The sequence below is a fragment of the Tamlana crocina genome (assembly GCF_012037625.1).
Genome location: NZ_JAAVJS010000007.1, coordinates 94477 through 115173, shown reverse-complemented (window position 1 = coordinate 115173; position 20697 = coordinate 94477). Strand labels below are relative to the sequence as shown.

The following is a 20697-nucleotide window of genomic DNA, read 5'->3' as shown; positions in this document are numbered from 1 at the left end:
GCTAAGATTTTTAGCGATAGAGTGTTTAGGAGAGTGAATTTTCTTGTTTAACAAAGTAAACAAATGAATAAAAAACCTTGTTTACATTTGTAAAATTCTATTTGTTTACATTTGTGACAAATAAAAAACATGAAAATAGAAGCCCTTAAAAGCCTTTTTAAAAAACATAAAGAACTGGCGTTAAGTCACCGTTACATTACCAATAAACATATTGAGCCTCTACTCGAAAAATTTGATAATTCCGTTTGGCGTGAAACTATTGGTCAGTCGGTTTTGGGTAAACCTATTTATGGTTTAAAAATAGGTACAGGTAAAAAGCGCGTGTTGATGTGGTCTCAAATGCACGGTAACGAATCGACCACCACCAAGGCGTTGTTTGATTTGTTAAACACTTTATTGGCCAATTCATCTGGCGTAAACGATATCTTAGAGAGCTGTACGCTGTATGTCATTCCTATTTTAAATCCGGATGGCGCCGAGGCTTATACTCGGGTGAACGCTAATGAAATTGATTTGAATAGAGATGCGCAAAATCTTAGTCAACCAGAGAGCAAGGTGTTAAGGGTTGTTTTTAATAGCTTTAAACCTCATTTTTGCTATAACCTGCATGGGCAACGTACTATTTTTAGTGCCGGAAAGCGCAATAAATCGGCTATAGTGTCCTTTTTATCCCCAGCGCAAGATGAGGGTTGTACGGTTACGGAAAACCGAAAAGTCTCAATGGAAATTATTGCAGAAATGTACAGGGTTTTACAGGAACTGATACCAAGTCATGTGGGGGTTTACGATGATGCTTTTAACTTAAATTGTGTTGGGGATACGTTTCAGTCTGAAAATGTACCGACTATTCTTTTTGAGGCTGGGCATTATCCTGGTGATTACGGAAGAGAAAAAACACGTGAGCTTATTTATATATCCTATTTAAGTTCGCTGCTTTACATCTCTAAAAACGAGGTCACCGGCGCGTATTATAAGCCTTACTTTGATATTCCCGAAAATGAAAAGTATTTTTATGATATCATTATTAGGAATGCCCAATTTGGAACCGAAAAACAAGATGTGGCTATTCAATTTCAGGAACGATTAATGGGAGGGAGAATTCAATTTATCCCCAAAGTGGTTGAAATTGGGGATTTAAATAATTTTTTTGGGCATAAAGAGATTGAAGTTCAGGGTAATGAAGTGAAAACAGTAACAGGAGAATTGCTGAAAATAGATAGCGAAAACGTTTTCGTGATGATAAAAAATAAAAAAACTTCATTAATATCGGAATAAAGCATATGGTTTGCGTGTTATTTTTAATGAAAATGTATTATTTTTGGTCTTTATTTAAGAAAAGTTAATTATGGGGAAAATTAAATTAGACGAAATTGATCATCAAATTTTAGATATGCTGATTGATAATACAAGAATTCCGTTTACGGACATCGCAAAGAAATTATTAATATCTGCAGGTACAGTGCATGTTCGTGTAAAAAAAATGGAGGAATCCGGAATCATCAAAGGGTCTTCTTTAATGTTAGATTATAAAAAATTAGGGTATTCGTTTATTGCCTATGTTGGAGTGTATTTAAACAACACATCCCAAACTAAGTTTGTTTTAGAGCGTATCAATGAAATTCCTTTTGTAACGGTGGCGCATATCACTACCGGTAAATTCAATATTTTCTGTAAAATTCGAGCAAGAAGTACAGAACATGCCAAAGAGGTTATTTTCCTTTTGGATGATATTGAAGGTGTTTACAGAACTGAAACCATGATTTCTTTAGAGGAAAGCATTAATGATAAAAAACGTTTGATGCATTCTATATTTAACGATTTGTAAAAATAAAGAAATCCGAAATATCAATTAAAAGCCCTTTAATCAAAGGGCTTTTTTTGTGCGCTACAATCAGGTAGATTAAAATGCATTTCAAAGATTTTTTTTGACAATGTTTAGGGGTTTTAAGATGTTTGTATATACAGCTATTAATAATATTACTAACCAACCCCTCTCGTTCAATGGTATTCAATTCACTGGAGTTTTTCATATTCTTAGTCTTTGTTTTCATACTGTATTGGTTTGTATTGAAGAAAACTTTGAAGGGGCAGAATGTTCTATTGCTTATTTCAAGTTATGTTTTTTATGGATGGTGGGACTGGCGGTTTTTGTCGCTAATTCTTTTGAGCACCGCGGTCGATTATTTCGTGGGGCTTGCTATAGACCGTCATCAAGAAAAGAAAGGAAGAAGAAGGTGGCTTTGGGTTAGTGTATTTTTTAACGTTGGCCTTTTAGGTTTCTTTAAATATTTCAACTTTTTTGTCGATTCATGGGTAGACATGTTTGCCATGTTCGGTTACAACATGAAAAGTACTTGGACTTTGCAAGTATTACTTCCTGTAGGCATATCGTTTTATACCTTCCAGACGATGTCTTACTCGTTCGACATTTATTATAAACGACTCAAGCCAACCACCGACTTTTTATCATTTGCTGCTTTTGTTAGCTTTTTCCCCCAGTTGGTTGCGGGCCCCATTGAACGGGCTTCCAATTTATTGTCGCAAATACTAAATAAGCGTACTTTCGACTATAGCCAAGCAGTTGGTGGTTTAAAGTTGATTTTGTGGGGATTGTTTAAAAAGATAGTGATTGCAGACTCATTGGCGCCCATGGTAGATGATATTTTTGCCAATTACTCAAACTATCCGGCTTCAACATTGATTTTGGGTGTTACCATGTTTAGCTTTCAGGTGTATGGCGATTTTAGTGGCTACTCCGATATCGCCATCGGTACAGCAAAGCTTTTTGGAATTGAATTGATGTCTAACTTCAGGTTTCCCCATTTTTCAAGAAATGTAGCCGAATATTGGCAACGGTGGCACGTGTCTCTGTCAACATGGTTTCGCCACTATATTTATATTCCGTTAGGAGGATCACGTGTTAGCAAATTAAAATCGGTAAGAAACATTATTATCATTTTTTTGGTGAGTGGTTTTTGGCACGGTGCCAATTGGACCTTCATTTTTTGGGGAGCATTCCATGCGGTAGCTTTTATTCCGGTGTTTTTAATGGGTAGAAATACCATTTACAAAAACAGCGTGGTTGGCGAAAATTCCTTTTTCCCATCATTAATTGAAATAGGACAGCTCCTGCTAACATTTGGTATCGTTACGTTTTCGCGTATCTTTTTTAGATCGGAATCCATAACGAGTGCTTTCGGGTTTATAGAGCATATTTTTTCGAATTTCTCATATGCAGAGTATATGAATCCACAAGGATATCGCATGATAGATTATTATGTGCTTATGGTTGCGTTCGTTTTGTATGAGTACCGAATGAGAAGGGATGAGCGTTCGCCGTTTAAGTTTAAATCGAAATATTTGAGGTTTGCCGTTTACACCATTATTATATTATTGATGATGCTATTTTATGACGATGGTGTTGATAGGTCGTTTATTTACTTCCAATTTTAAACACAATGAAAAAGTTTGTACTGAAAATCGGCTTATATATAGTGCTAGTACTTTTAACGCTTGAAGGGCTGGTGCGTGTTTTTTCATTTGTATAATGATGTTCCGTTGCATTTGTTCATAGACGAGTACGGTATCCAAAAAACCGTTCCCGGTCAAGTTGGCTTTTCGGTTACGGGAAATCGAAGGATGAATTTTTGCGAATTCAGAATCAATAAATCGGGCTATAACTCTTATCGTGAGTTTACGCCATCAGCCGATAAAATTGAAATTGCGTTAATAGGTGATTCATTCATTGAGGGATTTAATCAGCATTATTACGATTCAACTGGCAAAAAGATAGAAAACAATTTAGGTAACAATGTAGAGGTTTACGAGTATGGGCGAGGGGATATGATATGGCCGATCAATTGCATATTTTAAATTCATATAAAAAAGATTTCGACTTGATTGACCATGCTTTTATATACATGAAGTTTGAAAATGATTTTAAAAGGCGTGAAATAAAGCCTGATCATGCTTTGGTAAATTTAAAGCATACCTTTAAGTTCAAAATAAAAAATTATATACGGTTATTAAAATATGCTAATGGTATTGGCCTTTTTGATGTGGTTAAAAATATGATATACGGTAAAAGGCCACAAAATAATGGAGAAGAGGAGCCTAATCCTGAAGAGCAGCACAGGTTGGTGTTAGAGTATTTAGATAATTTCAAAGCGGTTGTGGAGCGTTATGGTTTCAATAAGGAAAAGAATACCTTTTTATTGGATAAGCGTAAAACCAGCCCTTTGTTTATTGAACACTGTGGTAAAATGGGGTATAAATATTTGGATTTTGGGCCAGCTTTTGAAAAAGAAACTAAGCCCACCATTTTGATTTACGATAGACACTGGAACAATAGGGGGTGAACCGTTATAGCTTCTGTGGTGGCTGACTACATCAAGAAAATTGATAGTAGCCTGTAAGTCAACTTTATTGTTTTTTTAAGTATTCAGTTATTACCGAAGCCAAAATATTGCGTCCGTGGTTATTCCAATGCTGATCGTAGATTAGAGTTGTTGGTTTTTTGGAGGCTTTCATAGCGGGGCCGAAGTCTAAATACTTGTACCCAACTGAATCGCAATATTTTAAAAATAGGTCGCTCGTTTTTTCGGAATTAAGAAGAAAAATCGTTTTGGTTTTGTCGACCGGAAAAGTGTTAATGAGGGTTTTGAAGTTTTCTAAATAGGTTTTGGTGTCTTCTTCAGAAGCGCGGTCGTCAACATATTCTCTTTCTTCGTTACTGTGCCCCGTCAAAGTATTCTTTAATCGCAAAAAAGCTCTAAACACTCCAATATTTTGGGCGTAAGTGAGTAGTTTAATGTTGTCTTTTATTTTGTAAATTAATCTGTTTTGAAGGTTAACACGGAAATGATTGGGCTTATATTCGTCTCTTTCCAAATCAGTATAAAATTTCATGTAAATGAAAGTGTAATCTATATGCTGAAATTGGTCTTTATACGCTTTGATTAAATGAAGTTGGTCGGCCAAATCGTAGCCCGAATAACCGTATTCAAAAACCTTTACTTCGTTATTTAATAAATCTTCAATTTTCTTTCCTGTGGATTCATAGAAATTTTGGTGAAACCCTTCGATAAACGAATCGCCTATCAAGGCTATTTCGGTGTCTTTTTCATTTGGGGTAAATTCTCGGTACGAATTAAACCCAGTGCTGTTTATGTGATATTGGGCGAAGTTCATGCGGCGGTTACCTGTTACGTAGTAGCCGTTTTGGTTTGGAGTATTCACCTCGACATTCAGTTCGTTAATTTCGTACGGCGGGTATTGTTGATACAGATGTAAAACACGTACCAGTCCTTCTAAACAAAGGCAGATTAAAATGGCATACAGTATTATTTTTCCAATTAAACGTTTCATAATTTTATTGGTTACTCGTTTTTAAGTTTAGCTGTTTTACAAATTTAATTTCATTAACAAGCCCCATTACGTATTTAAAAATGGAGTGCCAATCAATTAAACAAAAGCATATTAAACGATATTGCCTAAATGAAATACCCATTAATTGCCCTATGGACATATGGAATATAATGGCTGAAACCAGATAAATATTTCGATATTTACTGTTGATAAACACCACAAATCCCAAAAGTTCAAAAAGCAAGGATCCAATTGATAATAAGATAATTAAAAATTTGTTGCCAGCAATATACTGGGCAATATTGTTCCATTTTTTTACAGTTTGGTAATTACCGTACGTATGGGCCACAAATCCAAATTCGTCCTTCCATAATTGTTCTGGTTCAGTTTGGTTGTCTGAAAACACTAATTGTTTGTCTCCATTTTTAAAGGAATCGGTGCGTTCGTTTAAGTAGAAACTTAATGTTGATCCATTAAGCCAATCGATACCATGGCCATATCGCAGTTTTGAAATGCCTGCCGAAAAATAGGTCAATACTAAAAGTAGTAAAATAAGTTTGGTGCCCCAATTGGGTGTTGCGTTTTGAGCTTCTTTTTGTTTGAAAAAACCAACAATCCAATGGTCAATGGAGATTCTCATCGACCCCGGCACCAAGGCTAAGGCGAAAATAACTTGACAGGGCAGTGACATATGGTGGTCAAAAAGACCATAGCCTTCTCCCATTCCGAAAACAGTAAAGCCAACTATAGCAAGAAAAAGTAGGCTTAATCTACCAAAAAAGCCAATTACGGCACAGATGCCAGCAATTAGGATGGCGTATTTTATAAGATTAAATTCACTTTGACTTAGTGTAAATAATGCATCGGGGAGCATATTTAAAAACCAAGTTTTTGAAAGCGAGTATGAAGCATCAAATTCAGAATAAAAACCATAACCAAAATTTTCAAGTAGTTTTTTTGTAAATAAAACAGGTAGGGTTATTCTTAAAATACTAAGTGGGTTTTTGGTAAAGAGCTCAATTACGGAGAGTATTTTTATAATAACTGATTGCATATGTTATTTTGATGTTTGGTAAGCCGAAACGTAGCTTTTGGTTTTCGTATCAAAGTATCCAATGATTTTTGATTCAGATTGTGGTTCCCGATTGTGGTTCACTTTTACTGTACGCAATACAATTTTATCAAAAGACAGGTTGTGCTTATCTAACATGTTTTTGTTAAAACCATTAAAAAACTCATCCATTCTATTTTGAAAGGCTTCCGGGTTTTCAGATAATTTATCGGTAAAAGGGGAGATGTCTTCAGCAGAGCCATAAACCTTACTAAAAAAATGCCTAATAAAAAATTCATCGGGCTTACCGTAATAATCGGTAAGATTGGTGGCTATGGAATCTTTTACTCCTTCAAATTTAAGAAGGTATAAGTTGGTGTTGCTGTCAATATAATGTCCAAACATAGGAGCGCAGGTGTACGGAAAACTTTCTATTCCAAATACCATGACAAATACATTAGGTAACAAAACCAATGCAAAAATAAAGTACTTATAAGCTGTTTTTATTTTCTCGGGAAACATGTAGTGGTGGGGTGTTATTTATCGCAGCAAAAGCAGTTTTTAGATTTGTAATAGCCTCTTCTGTGCAGATAGTCAACGGCTCTGATTTTAAACATTTCGAAGTTTGAAAAGCCAAAATCGCTGATGCTGATAGAGGTATCCAAAGATTGTACGTAGTGCCACCATTTAGAAGGTACGTGCAGTACATCGCCGGGTTCTAAAATTACTTTTATAAATCGTGCTTTTTTGAAATTCGGGAATTTTTCAGCGTTAAAATTATTGATATCTACCTCGCTGGCCTCACCACCGTTAATGTACTTTGAGCTGGCGTACATTTTTTTGTTGTCTTTTGGCGAAACAATAATAAACATCTTTTTGCCTTTAATTTGGGCATACATGTTTTTGCCTGTATCGTTGTGGAAACCCGAAACCGTGCCTTTAGGTCCAATCCAGGCAGTGACATCGTTAATATCCACATGCTTTTCAAAAAATGAAAAATCTATATCGTTTTTAAGGTCTGGGAAATATTTAAAAATATCCATTGTTGTCAGGTAGTCTTTTATGTCTTCCTGTTTTTCCTCGGCATCTTTTAACTTCTGGATGAACGACTGAAATGACGATTTCTTGTACCGATTATCGTCCTGTATAAAGTTGCCTGAAAGCAAATCGACTTCTTTTTCATTTTTTAGTTTTAAAAAGAAATCTAAATCCCATGTTTTGGTAGCGCCCCAATTTTCGGCCATACCTTTAATTAATACGGGCTTTTTGTTGAAGTATTTATTTTTGAAAGTTTTGGAGTCTAATGAAGTTACTTCGTCAACAGGTTGACTAAGTTCAAGTACCTCGTTTAAAATATTCATACAGAAAAGGTTAAGTTAATTAGTGTAAATATCTGTTTAATTTTGTTCAATTTTTATTATAATCGATAAATTGTCAGATAATTAGATTTATGGGGTTGGTATAACAGCTACAAGGTGCGTTTTGTTTTTGTGGTCAATTACAAATGTGTTAGGTGTTTCTCCCTTAAACAATTTAAGTTCGTCTATGTGCGCTTTTTTGGCATACAAAAACTCGAAAACTATTTTTTTGATGGACGCATGTTCCTTTGAGTAGATGTCTATTGGTTCAAGGTTGTTTGTCGATGTTTCTGAAACCTCTTCAATTTTGTAACTTACTTCTTCAGGAAATGTTCTTTTCCTGTTTTTTAAGGTTTTCAGTTTTTTAACATATTCATCAAAACCATAGCGTTTTAGTATGTTTTTCAACTGAATTTTATTGACTTCCAAAGTGCTGGCTAGTACTTGGCCAAATTTGCTTTTGTCGTAAATAATGTGATGTTCAAAATCGTAGATTAAATTGCTCCAACGTCTTTTGTACTCTAAGGTACCATAGGCCATATCGACCATTAAATAGTTATTTTTTAAAGCCCATTCTAGTAATTTATAAATGGAGATATTTCCGAGGGCAAATTTTGAATAATCAATATCGTACGAGGGGATGGAAACGAATAAAATGTTGTTAAAATGATGGTTTATGCAAACGTGCACCGGAATATTATTTTCGTAAATCACAAATATGGAAGCCTTCTTTTCAAGCACCATTTTGTAAGTGCTTTCTAAGTAAAAACTCCAATTGTTGAGTATATCATTGCTTTCGTTTCTTTGGTCAAATCTAATGGTGAGCATTTTGTGGAGCTCGCCCATATAGAAATTGTAATCTTCTTTTGAGATACTGCCGAAAAACATTTTATAGCTTACCGTAAAACAGTCTTCGAACCGTTTTTTTAACCGGCGGATGTTGGCCCGAAAACTTTTACTGTACTCTTGGGTTAAAAAGCCATCAATGTTATTCGTATTTTTCAAGTCGATGGCATAACCGGTTATTTTTTTCTGTGGTACTTTTTTTACTTCAAAAGAAGGATTATCCCGAAACTCTGGCTTTAAATATAATGGGAATAGTTTTATTGAAACTGGATTTTCGGTTTCTGTACAAGATTGATTATGTTTATAGTAAACGCTATTGTTGCAACTATAAATTAAAGTTTTGTAAAAGAGGGGAACTTCGTTGTGTTCGGTTAGTGTGGCGTAAAAATCAATGCGCTTCATCGGTTTCATGTTACTTATTCCAATATGATTTTTTCAGCATTTTGTTGTCCCATTAAAAGGAAGTTTTTTGAATCTATTTGAAATATTTTCAATTGGCTATAATGCTCCTTGTTCAAATATAAAAAATCGTTAACTGGTTTTTTTAGAAAATCAAAGTTTGGATGGTTTAAAGTGATGGGTGAAGGTAAACCGCTTTTATCATTATTTGCATCCATGTGTTCCACTTTATATCTAGGAAACAGTTCGAATGGATGACTTGTTGTGCTTTTGCCTTGTCTTAGTTTTTTATAAGCCTCGTCTATTTTTAAGGTTTTCAGTAGGTTTTTCAATTTAATAATTCCCATTTGAACGCTTGTTGCGAAAATGGCAGCTAATGAATTTTTGTGGTGAATAAAATGATAATCGTAATGATACTTATTGTTGCACCAAATTTGCTTATACTCAAGATCGCCATTGCCCATATCCATTATTAAATAATCGTTTTCACAGCACCACTCCAAAAGTTTATAAACCATCATGTTGCCCAAACTAAATTTAGAGTAAGTGATATCATAGCAGAAAATATGCCCGATAAATACTTTATTGATGTGGTAGTTGATGGATATGGCTACCATTTGGCCAGATGCGTAAGTGATAAATAACGAAGCTTCTTTGTTTAAGATTTTGTTGTAGGTAGATTGTTGGTATTCATGCCATTTTTCTAGAATTTCGGTGCTGTCGTCCTTTTGTGAAAAACGGAGTTCCAACATGCTTTTTAGGGTACTCATGGCCTGCTGGTAAATCTCTTTTTCAATGGCTCCGAAAAATAGTTCGTATTCTACATCAAAGCAGGATTCAAACCGTTTTATTCGCCTTAATATGGGTGAACGGGTTTTCGACTTTATGTTCTTTTGAAGGTACTGGTCTGCAGTTTCACAGCCTTCAAGGTTTATGGCAAACCCATCTAAATTGGTTTGCTCTATTTTGTTGATTTTAAGGTGTTTGACTGATAACTTATAATCAAAGTATTTAGGAAACAAAGTGATGGCATAAGCCTTGTTTTGCGTTTTTTTTACGCTCTGCTTAAAAATGTCTTGTTGGCTACCAAAAGAAATCGATTCGTAGCAATCGGGAATTTGATCCTTTTGGTAAAATGTGTTGTAAAAATCCTGTTTTTTTAAAATCGGCATAGCGCGTTATTTAAAATAGCTTTTTATTTTTTTTTAATACGATCTTTTAGAGCTTTGACCGTATTCTTTAAATTGATTTTTCCTGCTTCAAATTGGGCAATGGTATATGCCAGTACAGATTTCTTTTTGTAAAAAATCAAGTATTCAATATCGTAAATAGAGTTGCACCATTTGCTTTTATAGTCGAAAACCCCGATACCTAAATCGATATAAGGGTATTGGTTTTCAATGGCCCAATTTAATAACATGTAGTTATCGATATGCCCCAAGCTGTAGTTTGTGTAATCTGCATCAAATGAATGGGTTTCGCTAAACAATATCGTATTGTTAATGTGTCGGTTTACCGAAATGCTAATGGGTTTATCATCCGCATAAACCACAAATAAAGAGGATTTTTTATCTCTTATCGATTCGGCTAAGTTTTCTGTGTTTTTATCCCACTCCATCAAAAACACATGGTCTTCAACCCGACCGTCAAAACGCCCTAAAATCATATTTTTAAGGGCGTTTAGAAGATTTTGGCATGTTTCATCACTTATATCTCCAAAATGATACTCGTATTTAACGGCATGTGCATCTTCAAGCTTTTTCATGGCGCGCTTTAAGTTAACGCGCAGTTGTCGTTTGGTGAACTTTTTAAGATAATCGTCGGTTGAATTGGAATCGGAAACCAACATCGCAGCACCTGAAAAACCATAATGCTCTATTTTTTTCACCTCATAATTGTCTTCATCAACCAATTCGGCCTTAAGAAAGTTAGGGAAGAGGCTCATGTAGCACACTTTGGGCAATTGGTCTTTGTTTAAAACATTGGGGTTTTTAAATTCCGATTGTTGGTAGCTCACCGATTTTAAACAACCAGGAATAATGCCTTTACTGCATTTATAAAAATCCCATAAAAATAGGTTTCTTTTTATGACCATGTTAGTTGTCTTTTTTAAAGATGAGTTTAGCGCTTTTTTTTGGTCCCTGGAAAACAAATGTCTTTTCAGTGTTCACTACGTAGAATATTTTAACCTTACTAATGTGTTGTGTCGAGGCATATAAAAATTCGTTGAGCGGTTTTTGCAAAAAAGCATATTCGGTATCACTTATTTTTATAGGAGTTAATTCTTCGTTTATTGGCGTATTGCAATCTTCAAATTTATATGCGGCTAGCTTAGCCTTTTGCTTTTTCTGTGGCTTAAATGTAGAAAGTAGATTTCTAACCGTATCCATAACTTCTTTTTCAATTAAATAATTAATAAAACGGTATTTGTTTTTTAAATAAAGCGTGTAAAGCCTTACAATGAAATTATCGTTTTTAGAAATAACTAGCGTGTTGAAATTATAAGCTAAGTTGCTCCATTTTATTTTGTAATCGAAATTGCCATAGCCCATATCGAAAAAGGAGATGTTGTTTTTCAAACACCACTCTAATTGCCTGTATATTTCAACATTGCCCAAACTGAATTTGTGATAATCCAAATTGTACGACGAAATGGCGCTATACATGATGGTATCTTGATGGAAATTTAATGAAATTTCGATGGGTTCTTCACCGCTGTAAATCACAAAAATTGAGCCACTTTTGCTATTTATTAAATCATAGCAAATGCTTTTATAGTACTCCCAATCCTCAATCACACGATTTCGACCCTTTCGTTCCTGAAACCGATTCTGTATCATGCTTAAAAGGGTGTCCATTAAATTGTTGTAAGTAGGTTTTTCAATGTTGCCGAAAAACATTTCATATTTTATATTGAAACAGTTCTCCAGCCTTTTTAATGTTCTTAATGTGTTCTTTTTAAAGTTGGTTCCGGCGTTTTCTTTTAAATAACTGTCAATATCCGAAATGGACTTAACGTTAACGCCATACCCTTTTTTATGATAAACGTTTCGTGCGGTTAGATGCGGGGTTAAAGTGACGTTTAAATAATCGGGAACCAGTATTGGGGTGTGGATATTTGAATCTGCAATCTCGCTTTCATTTGATTGGTAAATAAACGAACCATCAATTTTTAGCTCCAAACGATTAATGGCCTTTGAAACTTTTTCCTTTTCAAATAAATCCGAATAAAAATTATTTTTAATGCGTAGGTTGGTTAACATAAATAATGTTGACTGATTATTTCAATAGTGAAAGAACTTAGTTATGATACAAGTTCGTATGCTTGCGCAGCATTTTTACCTTTAAAAACAAAAATGGTTTTGGGGCTGTTTTTAATCTTATACAATGTAAAATTACTAATGTGTTCGTTGTTTAAATATAGAAAATCGTAAATACTTTTGTTTAAAAAACTCACATTCTCGTTAAAAGGAATATTTTCTAAGTTTTCTGTCGGGGTTTCTTCAAAATTAAATTCAACTTGCTTTATTTCAGCTTCTATTTGTTTTGTGGTGTTTGGAGTCAAATAGTGTTTAAATTTGTTGATGGTTTGGGTGAGGTTTTTGTCCCTAACATATTGCTTGAATCTTAAAAATAACGACAGACCATTAGCCAGTAAAATAGAAGGGGCCGATTTGGCATCGTAAATAATATGGTAATAAAATTGATATTGCTTATCGCCCCAGCGCTCTTTGTAGTCGTAATAGCCTTTTGAAAAATCGAAGGTTTTTATATTGTTTTCAAAACACCATTTAAAAAGTTCCATTAAATGGATTTTACCTAGATTAAACTTGTAGTAATCAATATCAAAAGACGTCATAGCAAAAAATAAGATATCACTGGATAAGTAATTCAGTGAAACAGCTATGGGCTTTTCAGCTTGATAAATAACAAATAACGACGCTTTTTTTTCTAAAATTAACTCGTAAACGGAATTGTAGTAAAAGTTCCATTCCTGTTCTTCGAGATTGTTATTGGCTTCCGATTTGTCATCAAAACGTTTTTTTAACATGTCGTAAAACGCATCAAAAATCAAATTATAATCCTGTTTTGAGATGCCTCCTAAATAGTGAACATACTTTACATCAAAGCAATTTTCTAGATTACGCTGGTAGCTTTTAAATTTGTACCTACTTTTTTTACTGAAGGTTTTTTGAAAATAATCCTCAAAGTTTTTATAATTATCCAGTTGGGTAATAAATCCCGTGTATTGCCTTATTTTTTTAAGTTTGAAACTTTTGGGGACTTCGTTTTGTAATTCACAATATTCAGGAACATCATAAATAAGAAAGGCTTTCTTTTTCCCTGGGCTCCAATCCGTATTTAAGTGGGTTTGGTAAGAAATCCCTTTGGTTAAATGTTGCCCTAAATTGGTATGTAAAGGTATATTTTTACAAGGCTTAAAAAAAGAAACCCCCTTTATGAAATCGAAATTATAGGTCTGCTGATTTTTTATAAAGTTAGCAGACCATAGTTTAGTAAATGTTTTCGATGTAAACGGATTGTTAATTATCACGAATTAGTACTTTATTTCGTCTAACGATCGGTACGATGGGAAAAAATCGGTTTCTTGAACAATCCCTTTTTCTTTTGTCAATTGGTCGCACGCTTCTTGGTCTATAACTAGTTTCCAAAGATAAAAATCTTTAAAATCTTTTGAGAAGGACGATTTGAAATCAAATAGCGAGTCGTCGTCTCGACCGCCCAATCCGCCTCCTAAATTAAAAAAAGTAAAACCTTCGTTGGCAGCCTTAAGGCGCATTTCGTCTATTAGCAATTTTGTTGGCATTAAATCCAGATACTTTGTTTTTGATCCAGATAGGTGGTAGTGTACTATCGATCCTACCGATATAAACATACTGGATGCAATAACCTCATTGGTTTCATTATGAATGGCAGAAACAATCGTAGTTTTAAAACTGTCGTTTTCAGCAAGTTTATGGAAATATTCTTTGCTAAAATAGTAAGATTTTTTTGCGTTAACACGATCCATGTTTTCATAATATAGTTCTATAAATTTGTCGACACATGCCTTAGAGTCTCCTGTTTTGATAACGCAGTGTTTTCTAGCTTTATTGAGGTGGGTTTTTAATCGGCTTCTATAATTCGCTCTTAGTACATCGGGGTTTTGGTTTAAATCTATATTGACCACTTTACCTTGTAGAATGGTTTTTCCAAAACCTTTCAGGATATCTTTTTGGAAATCGATATAAGGGTTAAGCCTTCCAAAAACAGAAATGATATTGTTGCTTTTAAAGTAGCCGGTTATTTTTTCTACAAACTCCGAATTGTCAAAATCAGAAGGAATGTTTCCGGTAACAATAGGGCCAACATAGCCATAAGCCGATGTGGCATCTTTATATTCATCACAGCCGTTAATAGTCCTAATCAATAGAGGTAGTGCGATTATAAAATCTTTAGTGGTATATTTTAACAATATCGGCTGCTCATTGCTGTATTTAGCTATGTTATGATAACCATAAGTATGGTAAAAATCGTAATTATTGGATTGTTTTACGCAAGCATCCCAGTTCTTTTTATCGGTAATCACTTCAAGTTCACTGGTCTCTTTGTCTAAAAACGAGATGTCTTCATTTTTTGGATCAACGTATTCTGCTTTACTGGATAAGTTGTTATGTAAAATTTCAGACAATAGTTTAGATATCCAGATAATTCTGCCACAATGCTCTACGTGCCAAACAGGTGCATTATTGATAACGTTCCCGGCCAAAAGAGGACCCATAACATGAAGGTCCTTTAGCGTTTCAAGGTTTTTGTTGACTTTAAAGCCTATGTTCGAGGCATTGGGTACACCGTATTCTTTTTCAAGTACATTTTTAATTAGTGGTGAAAGCTTTTTGCTGTTAAGGGTTTTGCCTCCAATACAATTAATAACAAGGTGAAAGTTCTTATGATGAATTTCTTCTTCTTGCGTGTGTGTGTTTAAAAATTGAAGTTGGTATTCTGGCTTGTTTTTAATTTTTATTAAATCAATAAATCTTCCTGCAATATGTTCAAAACGGTTCAGGCTCTTTAACCATTTAATGGTATCGGAATAATGTACGCCTGCGCAGCGCTGTTTTTGACCAATTTGATTACCATAGTTGCAGGCGAAATTAGCTAGCTCCTCTTCGCTTAATTTACTGAGCAGGTTACCAAATGCAGCAGATATTTTTTCAACTGTTGAAGCGGCACCTAACTGAATGGCATCCGATAGATCGATATCCTTAAATGCTGCGTCGGCAATAGTTTTTGCTGTAAGTTCTTTTTCGTTTTCTAGGCTTAGTAAATTGATAGGTTTAAAGGTTTCTTTGCGCTCATAATCTATATAAGCATCGGGAGCCCGACCTAAAGTGGATAGGAAAACATAGTTGATGGGGCGCGATTTGTTTTCGGCATTGTCATTTAGTTTGTATAACATTTCAAGGGCACTGGCATTAGCACCTACAATCAACACATTGGTTATTTCGTCTTTAGGCCTTTTTCTTAAAAACGCATTTATTTTTTTCAGATTTTTGTTAACGCTAGGGTTGTAAGGCGTGTTAACCAGCATTAACCCCTCTCGTTTTACAATATTTTGGTCTTTGTAAAGTTTGCGCGTTGGTAAAGAGCCTACCGATAGCACCACTTTTTTCGAAAGTACATACTCGCCACTTTTTAAACTGATGTTGTAAACATCATTTTTTTGAACCAAATCTATCGCAGTACCTTGAAGAAAGTTGACATCGGCCTTGTGCTTTAAATGGGCAACCTTGTTTTTTATTTTTTCATTGATGTAGCACCCAAAAAAACGACGCGGAATAAAGAGTTCTTCCCATTCACCATTTTCTATAGCTTCAGCATGGTCAATAATCCATTTTTCGGTTAAAGTGCCTCCTTCCGCTTTCATTTCTTCAAGCAGCCAGTTTTTGTTAATATTAAGCCAATCGATAAAAAGGCTTAACTCGGGCTCTGGCAAAAAGTTTCTTAATGAAGTTATTAATAGGGTAGAGAAGCCTGACCTCTTTCCGTAGGGAATACCGGTATTAAACTCTGAATACTTTTCTATGATTGTAATATCAATCTTCTTTTTAATGGTTGTATTCTTCTCTAATAAATTCAGAAAATTAAGCAGTGAAAAGGATGTTGAAATCCCAGAGCCAATAAATGCTATATCGGATATTTTAATAAGATTTTTCAAAATAACTAAGGTTTTACTGTTTTGATGATTTTACCTGGATTACCAACAACCGTTGCGTAATCAGGTACATCGGCAATGATAACTGAACCCGCACCAATAGTACACCATTTACCTATCTTAATTTTTGGGATTACGACGGCGCCCACACCAACATGGGAACCTTCGCCAACCTCAACGTGTCCGCAAAGCGCTGCTTTTGGGGAAACATGGGCGTAATCTCCAATAACATTGTCGTGGTCAACACTAGCACCGGTATTGATAATAACATGTTTACCTATTACTGTATTGGGCTGGATGATAGCTCCGGCGAAAACCACTGTGCCTTCACCAACCTTTGATGTGGGTGAAATAATTGCTGAATGGTGAATCGTTTTTTCAAATTTTGATTTTAAAAAATTAGCTATTTCAGCCCGTTCGGAATTTTTACCAATGGCAATGATTACGGGGTCGCCGTTATGAGGGAATTTTTCAATATTTTCCCTTAATCCCATAGTTACATTTTTAGATGCTCTATGGGTTTGGGTGGGCTTGTCGTCGAAAATACCTGTAACCGTGTAGCCATTTTGCTCAAGTACTTCCCTGATAACTTGAGAATGACCGCCTGCTCCATAAATACGAACGTTTTTGTTTTCTGATTTTGGGCTCATTATTATAAAAGTTTGTTGTGGTAATATTAAGAAAGTAAAAACAATATAAGAGTTTTGCTCCTGAATGTTTGTTGTCTAAAAATTTATAGCGTACTGTTTTTTCTCAGCTCATCCAAATAGGGCTGGGCTTTTGTGGCATCGGTTGCAATGTCTTTTGAAGCCAAGACTTTATATATGGTTTTAACTAAGATTTTTAAATCTGTTTTTAAGGAAACTGTTCTTACGTATTCAACGTCTAATTTTAAACGGGGTTCCCAATCTAAAAAATTCCTTCCGTTTACTTGTGCGAGTCCAGTAATACCTGGCCTTACGTCATGTCTTAGCCGTTCTTCTTTAGTGTAATAAGGCAGGTATCTTGGCAGTAGAGGTCTTGGACCGATTATAGACATGTCGCCCTTTAGTACATTGAATAATTGAGGGATTTCATCAATGGATGCCTTTCTAACTATAAGCCCAACACGGGTTAGTCTTTCGGAATCGGACAATAAATTCCCGTTAGCATCTTTTTTATCGTTCATGGTCTTGAACTTGATAATATTAAAAATCCGCTCGTTCTTTCCTGGTCTTTTTTGGAAGAAAAACGGTTTGCCATCATTAACTATAAACAATAAGATGGTTGTGATAACAATAATTGGCGAAAGTAATATTAGCGCAAAACATGCTGCGAAAAAATCCAGTAAAGGTTTGGTTGTTGTTTTGTAACTCATTACAATTTAAGTAGGTTCTACAATTTTTGATCTATGTGAGAAGAGGGAAACTCAATAAAACCAGTCAAATATATAATTATCTAAAACAAAAAGAGGCTTTGTTTTTATAATTCCGTTAACATTTATGGTTTTTTCGTTGAGGGGGATTTTGTCTTAATAAAAATGGTTGAAAAACGAATTAAATTCTAAAAATGAAATTATGATAGTTGATAGTGTAAGTCCATTACAACTTTGGCTGTAAGTTTTTTTGTCTAAAACAAATTTTAACATATTGATTTACTATAAGTTATTAACAAATTTATTGTGAATTTGGTTAATATTCTATTTTTGCGCTTTGAAAAATATTTTTTCTGTTCGACGTCCAGATTTTGCTCTTCGTCGTATATAAGGGCATTAATTAATTAATTAAACCATAAAAAACAAAAAATTGAAAACATGAAAAAGACTTATTTTCTTTTAATGGCACTGCTCTTCAGTTGCACACTACTCTCTCAACAAACCTATGTCCCTGATGATCATTTTGAACAGGCCTTAATAGAATTAGGTTATGATAATAGGTTGGATGACTACGTATCTACAAGTACTATTCAAAATATTACACATCTAGATGTGAGTTCCAAAGACATTTCAAGCCTAACGGGTATTGAAGCCTTTATTGGGTTAAAAAGTCTGAATTGCAATTTTAATAATATTCAAACCCTTAATGTCACTTCAATTACGGGGTTGGAGGCATTGCGATGTGCTTTCAACAAATTAAGTAGCTTAGATGTAGAACAGAACAAGAATTTAAACTACTTAGATTGTGGGTTTAATAACTTATCCGTTTTACATCTTGCCAATAGTAACTTATTAACTGGTTTATATTGTGACTTTAACGCGCTAACGGGGCTAGATGTACGTAATGGCAACAACACATTGATGACTATTTTCGGAGCAGACAACAACCCTGATCTGAGCTGTATCGAGGTGGACAACGTATCCTACAGCAACGCGAACTGGCCGAAGAAGGACGCCACGGCCTCCTATAGTGCGGACTGCGACGGCGGCACCATACCAGATGCTGATTTAACCTATGTGCCGGACAACAACTTCGAGCAAGCCCTGATTGACCTTGGCCTTGACGATAAGCTTGACGATTACGTGGCCACCGATGCCATTAAAGACGTGGAGAAGCTCAACGTAACGGGCAAGGGCATTTCGGACATGACAGGGATAGAGGCCTTTGTTTCGCTTACCGAGCTGTCCTGTGGTTCGAACAACCTGACAACCTTAGATGTTAGCTCGCTAGTGTCGTTAGGGATGCTGAACTGCTACGATAACAAGCTTGTCAGTTTGGATTTGAGCAATAACCGATCGCTTTGGTTGTTGTCGTGTTTCAGGAATTCTCTTATCGGTCTTGATTTGAGCGGCAACCCGGCGCTTAAGGTTTTATCGGCAGGGGGCAACGCTTTTACATGGCTGAATGTGGCCAATGGCAACAATTCAAACTTCACCTATTTTGTGGTATCGGGCAACCCGGACCTGACCTGTATCGAGGTGGACAACGTGTCCTACAGCAACGCGAACTGGCCGAAGAAGGACGCCACGGCCTCCTATAGTGCGGACTGCGACGGCGGCACCATACCAGATGCTGATTTAACCTATGTGCCGGACAACAACTTCGAGCAAGCCCTGATTGACCTTGGTCTTGACGATAAGCTTGACGATTATGTGGCCACCGATACCATTAAGGAGGTGGAGAAGCTCAACGTAACGGGCAAGGGCATCTCGGACCTGACGGGGATAGAGGCCTTTGTGTCGCTTACCGAGCTGTCCTGTGGTTCGAACAACCTGACAACCTTAGATGTTAGCTCGCTAGTGTCGTTAGGGATGCTGAACTGCTACGATAACAAGCTTGTCAGTTTGGATTTGAGCAATAACCGATCGCTTTGGTTGTTGTCGTGTTTCAGGAATTCTCTTATCGGTCTTGATTTGAGCGGCAACCCGGCGCTCAAGGTTTTATCGGCAGGGGGCAACGCTTTTACATGGCTGAATGTGGCCAATGGCAACAATTCAAACTTTACTTATTTTGTGGTATCGGGCAACCCAGAGCTGACCTGTATCGAGGTGGACAACGTGTCCTACAGCAACGCGAACTGGCCGAAGAAGGACGCCACGGCCTCCTATAGTGCGGACTGCGACGGCGGCACCATACCAGATGCTGATTTAACCTATGTGCCGGACAACAACTTCGAGCAGGCGCTTATCGACCTTGGGCTTGACGATAAGCTTGACGATTACGTGGCCACCGATACCATTAAGGAGGTGGAGAAGCTCAACGTAACGGGCAAGGGCATCTCGGACCTGACGGGGATAGAGGCCTTTGTGTCGCTTACCGAGCTGTCCTGTGGTTCGAACAACCTGACAACCTTAGATGTTAGCTCGCTAGTGTCGTTAGGGATGCTGAACTGCTACGATAACAAGCTTGTCAGTTTGGATTTGAGCAATAACCGATCGCTTTGGTTGTTGTCGTGTTTCAGGAATTCTCTTATCGGTCTTGATTTGAGCGGCAACCCGGCGCTTAAGGTTTTATCGGCAGGTGGCAACGCTTTTACATGGTTGAATGTGGCCAACGGAAACAATGAAGACTTTACCTATTTTGTGGTGTCCGGCAACCCAGAGCTGACCTGTATCGAGGTGGACAACGTGTCCTACAGCAACGCGAACTGGCCGAAGAAGGACGCCACGGCGTCCTACAGCACAAATTGTTCGGTGTCGGCACGCTCAACTTCCAAGTCAGAAAAGGAAATCGCAGCGGACAATATGGTTTTAGGGGCGCAGACCTTAGATGATGCTAGTTTTAAATTATACCCAAACCCCGTAAATGACATCTTAAATATTAAACTGAACCATGGTGTGGCATTAAAACACATTAATGTGTATTCGGTGTATGGTCAACTTATTTTTTCCAAGAACGCAGGAGAAACAATAGACGTAAAGCCTTTAAATAATGGTGTTTATTATGTTGAAATAGAAACCAATATAGGCACATCGACCAAGAGAATAATAGTTAAAAAATAACAAGGCTTATTTGTTTGATAAATAACCGAAATAAAATTAAATA

The 20697-nt window shown here is 36.0% G+C and carries 18 protein-coding genes; 6 read left to right on the top strand and 12 right to left on the bottom strand.

The window, feature by feature from the left end:
• Positions 1-129 precede the first annotated feature (129 nt).
• From HC176_RS06740 to HC176_RS06720, 5 genes are all read left to right on the top strand, one after another.
• A complete protein-coding gene (locus HC176_RS06740) occupies positions 130-1275 on the top strand; it encodes a M14 family zinc carboxypeptidase (protein ID WP_167917429.1) in 1146 nt (381 codons plus the stop codon).
• Positions 1276-1345: 70 nt separating this feature from the next.
• The gene (locus HC176_RS06735; RefSeq protein WP_167917428.1) at positions 1346-1825 is read left to right on the top strand and encodes an Lrp/AsnC family transcriptional regulator; all 480 of its coding nucleotides are present in this window, start codon (positions 1346-1348) and stop codon (positions 1823-1825) included.
• Positions 1826-2079: 254 nt separating this feature from the next.
• Entirely contained in the window at positions 2080-3453 is a 1374-nt protein-coding gene (locus HC176_RS06730; protein ID WP_342448669.1) for an MBOAT family O-acyltransferase, read from the top strand.
• A gap of 60 nt (positions 3454-3513) precedes the next feature.
• The gene (locus HC176_RS06725; RefSeq protein WP_167917426.1) at positions 3514-3873 is read left to right on the top strand and encodes a hypothetical protein; all 360 of its coding nucleotides are present in this window, start codon (positions 3514-3516) and stop codon (positions 3871-3873) included.
• Positions 3849-4358 carry a hypothetical protein gene (locus HC176_RS06720; RefSeq protein WP_167917425.1) on the top strand — a complete coding sequence of 170 codons (510 nt, stop codon included), beginning with the start codon at positions 3849-3851 and terminating at the stop codon, positions 4356-4358. The genes HC176_RS06725 and HC176_RS06720 overlap by 25 nt, the downstream gene beginning before the upstream one ends.
• A 64-nt stretch (positions 4359-4422) precedes the next feature.
• Here the strand turns inward: HC176_RS06720 and HC176_RS06715 are convergent, their stop codons facing one another.
• The 12 genes from HC176_RS06715 to HC176_RS06660 form a co-directional block, all read right to left on the bottom strand.
• A complete protein-coding gene (locus HC176_RS06715) occupies positions 4423-5367 on the bottom strand; it encodes a hypothetical protein (RefSeq protein WP_167917424.1) in 945 nt (314 codons plus the stop codon).
• A 4-nt stretch (positions 5368-5371) separates the two neighbouring features.
• The gene (locus tag HC176_RS06710) at positions 5372-6421 is read right to left on the bottom strand and encodes an HTTM domain-containing protein (RefSeq protein WP_167917423.1); all 1050 of its coding nucleotides are present in this window, start codon (positions 6419-6421) and stop codon (positions 5372-5374) included.
• A gap of 3 nt (positions 6422-6424) precedes the next feature.
• On the bottom strand, positions 6425-6940 hold the full coding sequence (locus tag HC176_RS06705) for a hypothetical protein (RefSeq protein WP_167917422.1): 516 nt from the start codon (positions 6938-6940) through the stop codon (positions 6425-6427).
• 14 nt (positions 6941-6954) lie between these two features.
• On the bottom strand, positions 6955-7779 hold the full coding sequence (locus HC176_RS06700) for a cupin-like domain-containing protein (RefSeq protein ID WP_167917421.1): 825 nt from the start codon (positions 7777-7779) through the stop codon (positions 6955-6957).
• A gap of 87 nt (positions 7780-7866) precedes the next feature.
• Positions 7867-9024: a GNAT family N-acetyltransferase gene (locus HC176_RS06695; protein WP_167917420.1), complete on the bottom strand. Its 1158-nt coding sequence runs from the start codon at positions 9022-9024 to the stop codon at positions 7867-7869.
• A 14-nt stretch (positions 9025-9038) separates the two neighbouring features.
• Positions 9039-10193, bottom strand: a complete 1155-nt coding sequence (locus HC176_RS06690) for a GNAT family N-acetyltransferase (protein ID WP_167917419.1) — start codon at positions 10191-10193, stop codon at positions 9039-9041.
• A gap of 23 nt (positions 10194-10216) precedes the next feature.
• Positions 10217-11116, bottom strand: coding sequence for a GNAT family N-acetyltransferase (locus HC176_RS06685; protein ID WP_167917418.1), 900 nt, complete (start codon positions 11114-11116; stop codon positions 10217-10219).
• A 1-nt stretch (position 11117) separates the two neighbouring features.
• Positions 11118-12284, bottom strand: a complete 1167-nt coding sequence (locus tag HC176_RS06680; protein ID WP_167917417.1) for a GNAT family N-acetyltransferase — start codon at positions 12282-12284, stop codon at positions 11118-11120.
• Between the two features lie 41 nt (positions 12285-12325).
• Positions 12326-13576: a GNAT family N-acetyltransferase gene (locus tag HC176_RS06675; protein ID WP_167917416.1), complete on the bottom strand. Its 1251-nt coding sequence runs from the start codon at positions 13574-13576 to the stop codon at positions 12326-12328.
• 3 nt (positions 13577-13579) lie between these two features.
• The gene (locus tag HC176_RS06670) at positions 13580-16240 is read right to left on the bottom strand and encodes a peptidoglycan bridge formation glycyltransferase FemA/FemB family protein (RefSeq protein ID WP_167917415.1); all 2661 of its coding nucleotides are present in this window, start codon (positions 16238-16240) and stop codon (positions 13580-13582) included.
• 5 nt (positions 16241-16245) lie between these two features.
• Positions 16246-16887, bottom strand: coding sequence for an acetyltransferase (locus HC176_RS06665; RefSeq protein WP_167917414.1), 642 nt, complete (start codon positions 16885-16887; stop codon positions 16246-16248).
• 83 nt (positions 16888-16970) lie between these two features.
• Positions 16971-17594, bottom strand: a complete 624-nt coding sequence (locus tag HC176_RS06660) for a sugar transferase (protein WP_167917413.1) — start codon at positions 17592-17594, stop codon at positions 16971-16973.
• Positions 17595-18029: 435 nt separating this feature from the next.
• On the opposite strand from HC176_RS06660, the gene HC176_RS06655 reads away from it, so the two are divergent.
• Positions 18030-20654: a T9SS type A sorting domain-containing protein gene (locus tag HC176_RS06655; RefSeq protein WP_167917412.1), complete on the top strand. Its 2625-nt coding sequence runs from the start codon at positions 18030-18032 to the stop codon at positions 20652-20654.
• Positions 20655-20697: the final 43 nt, after the last annotated feature.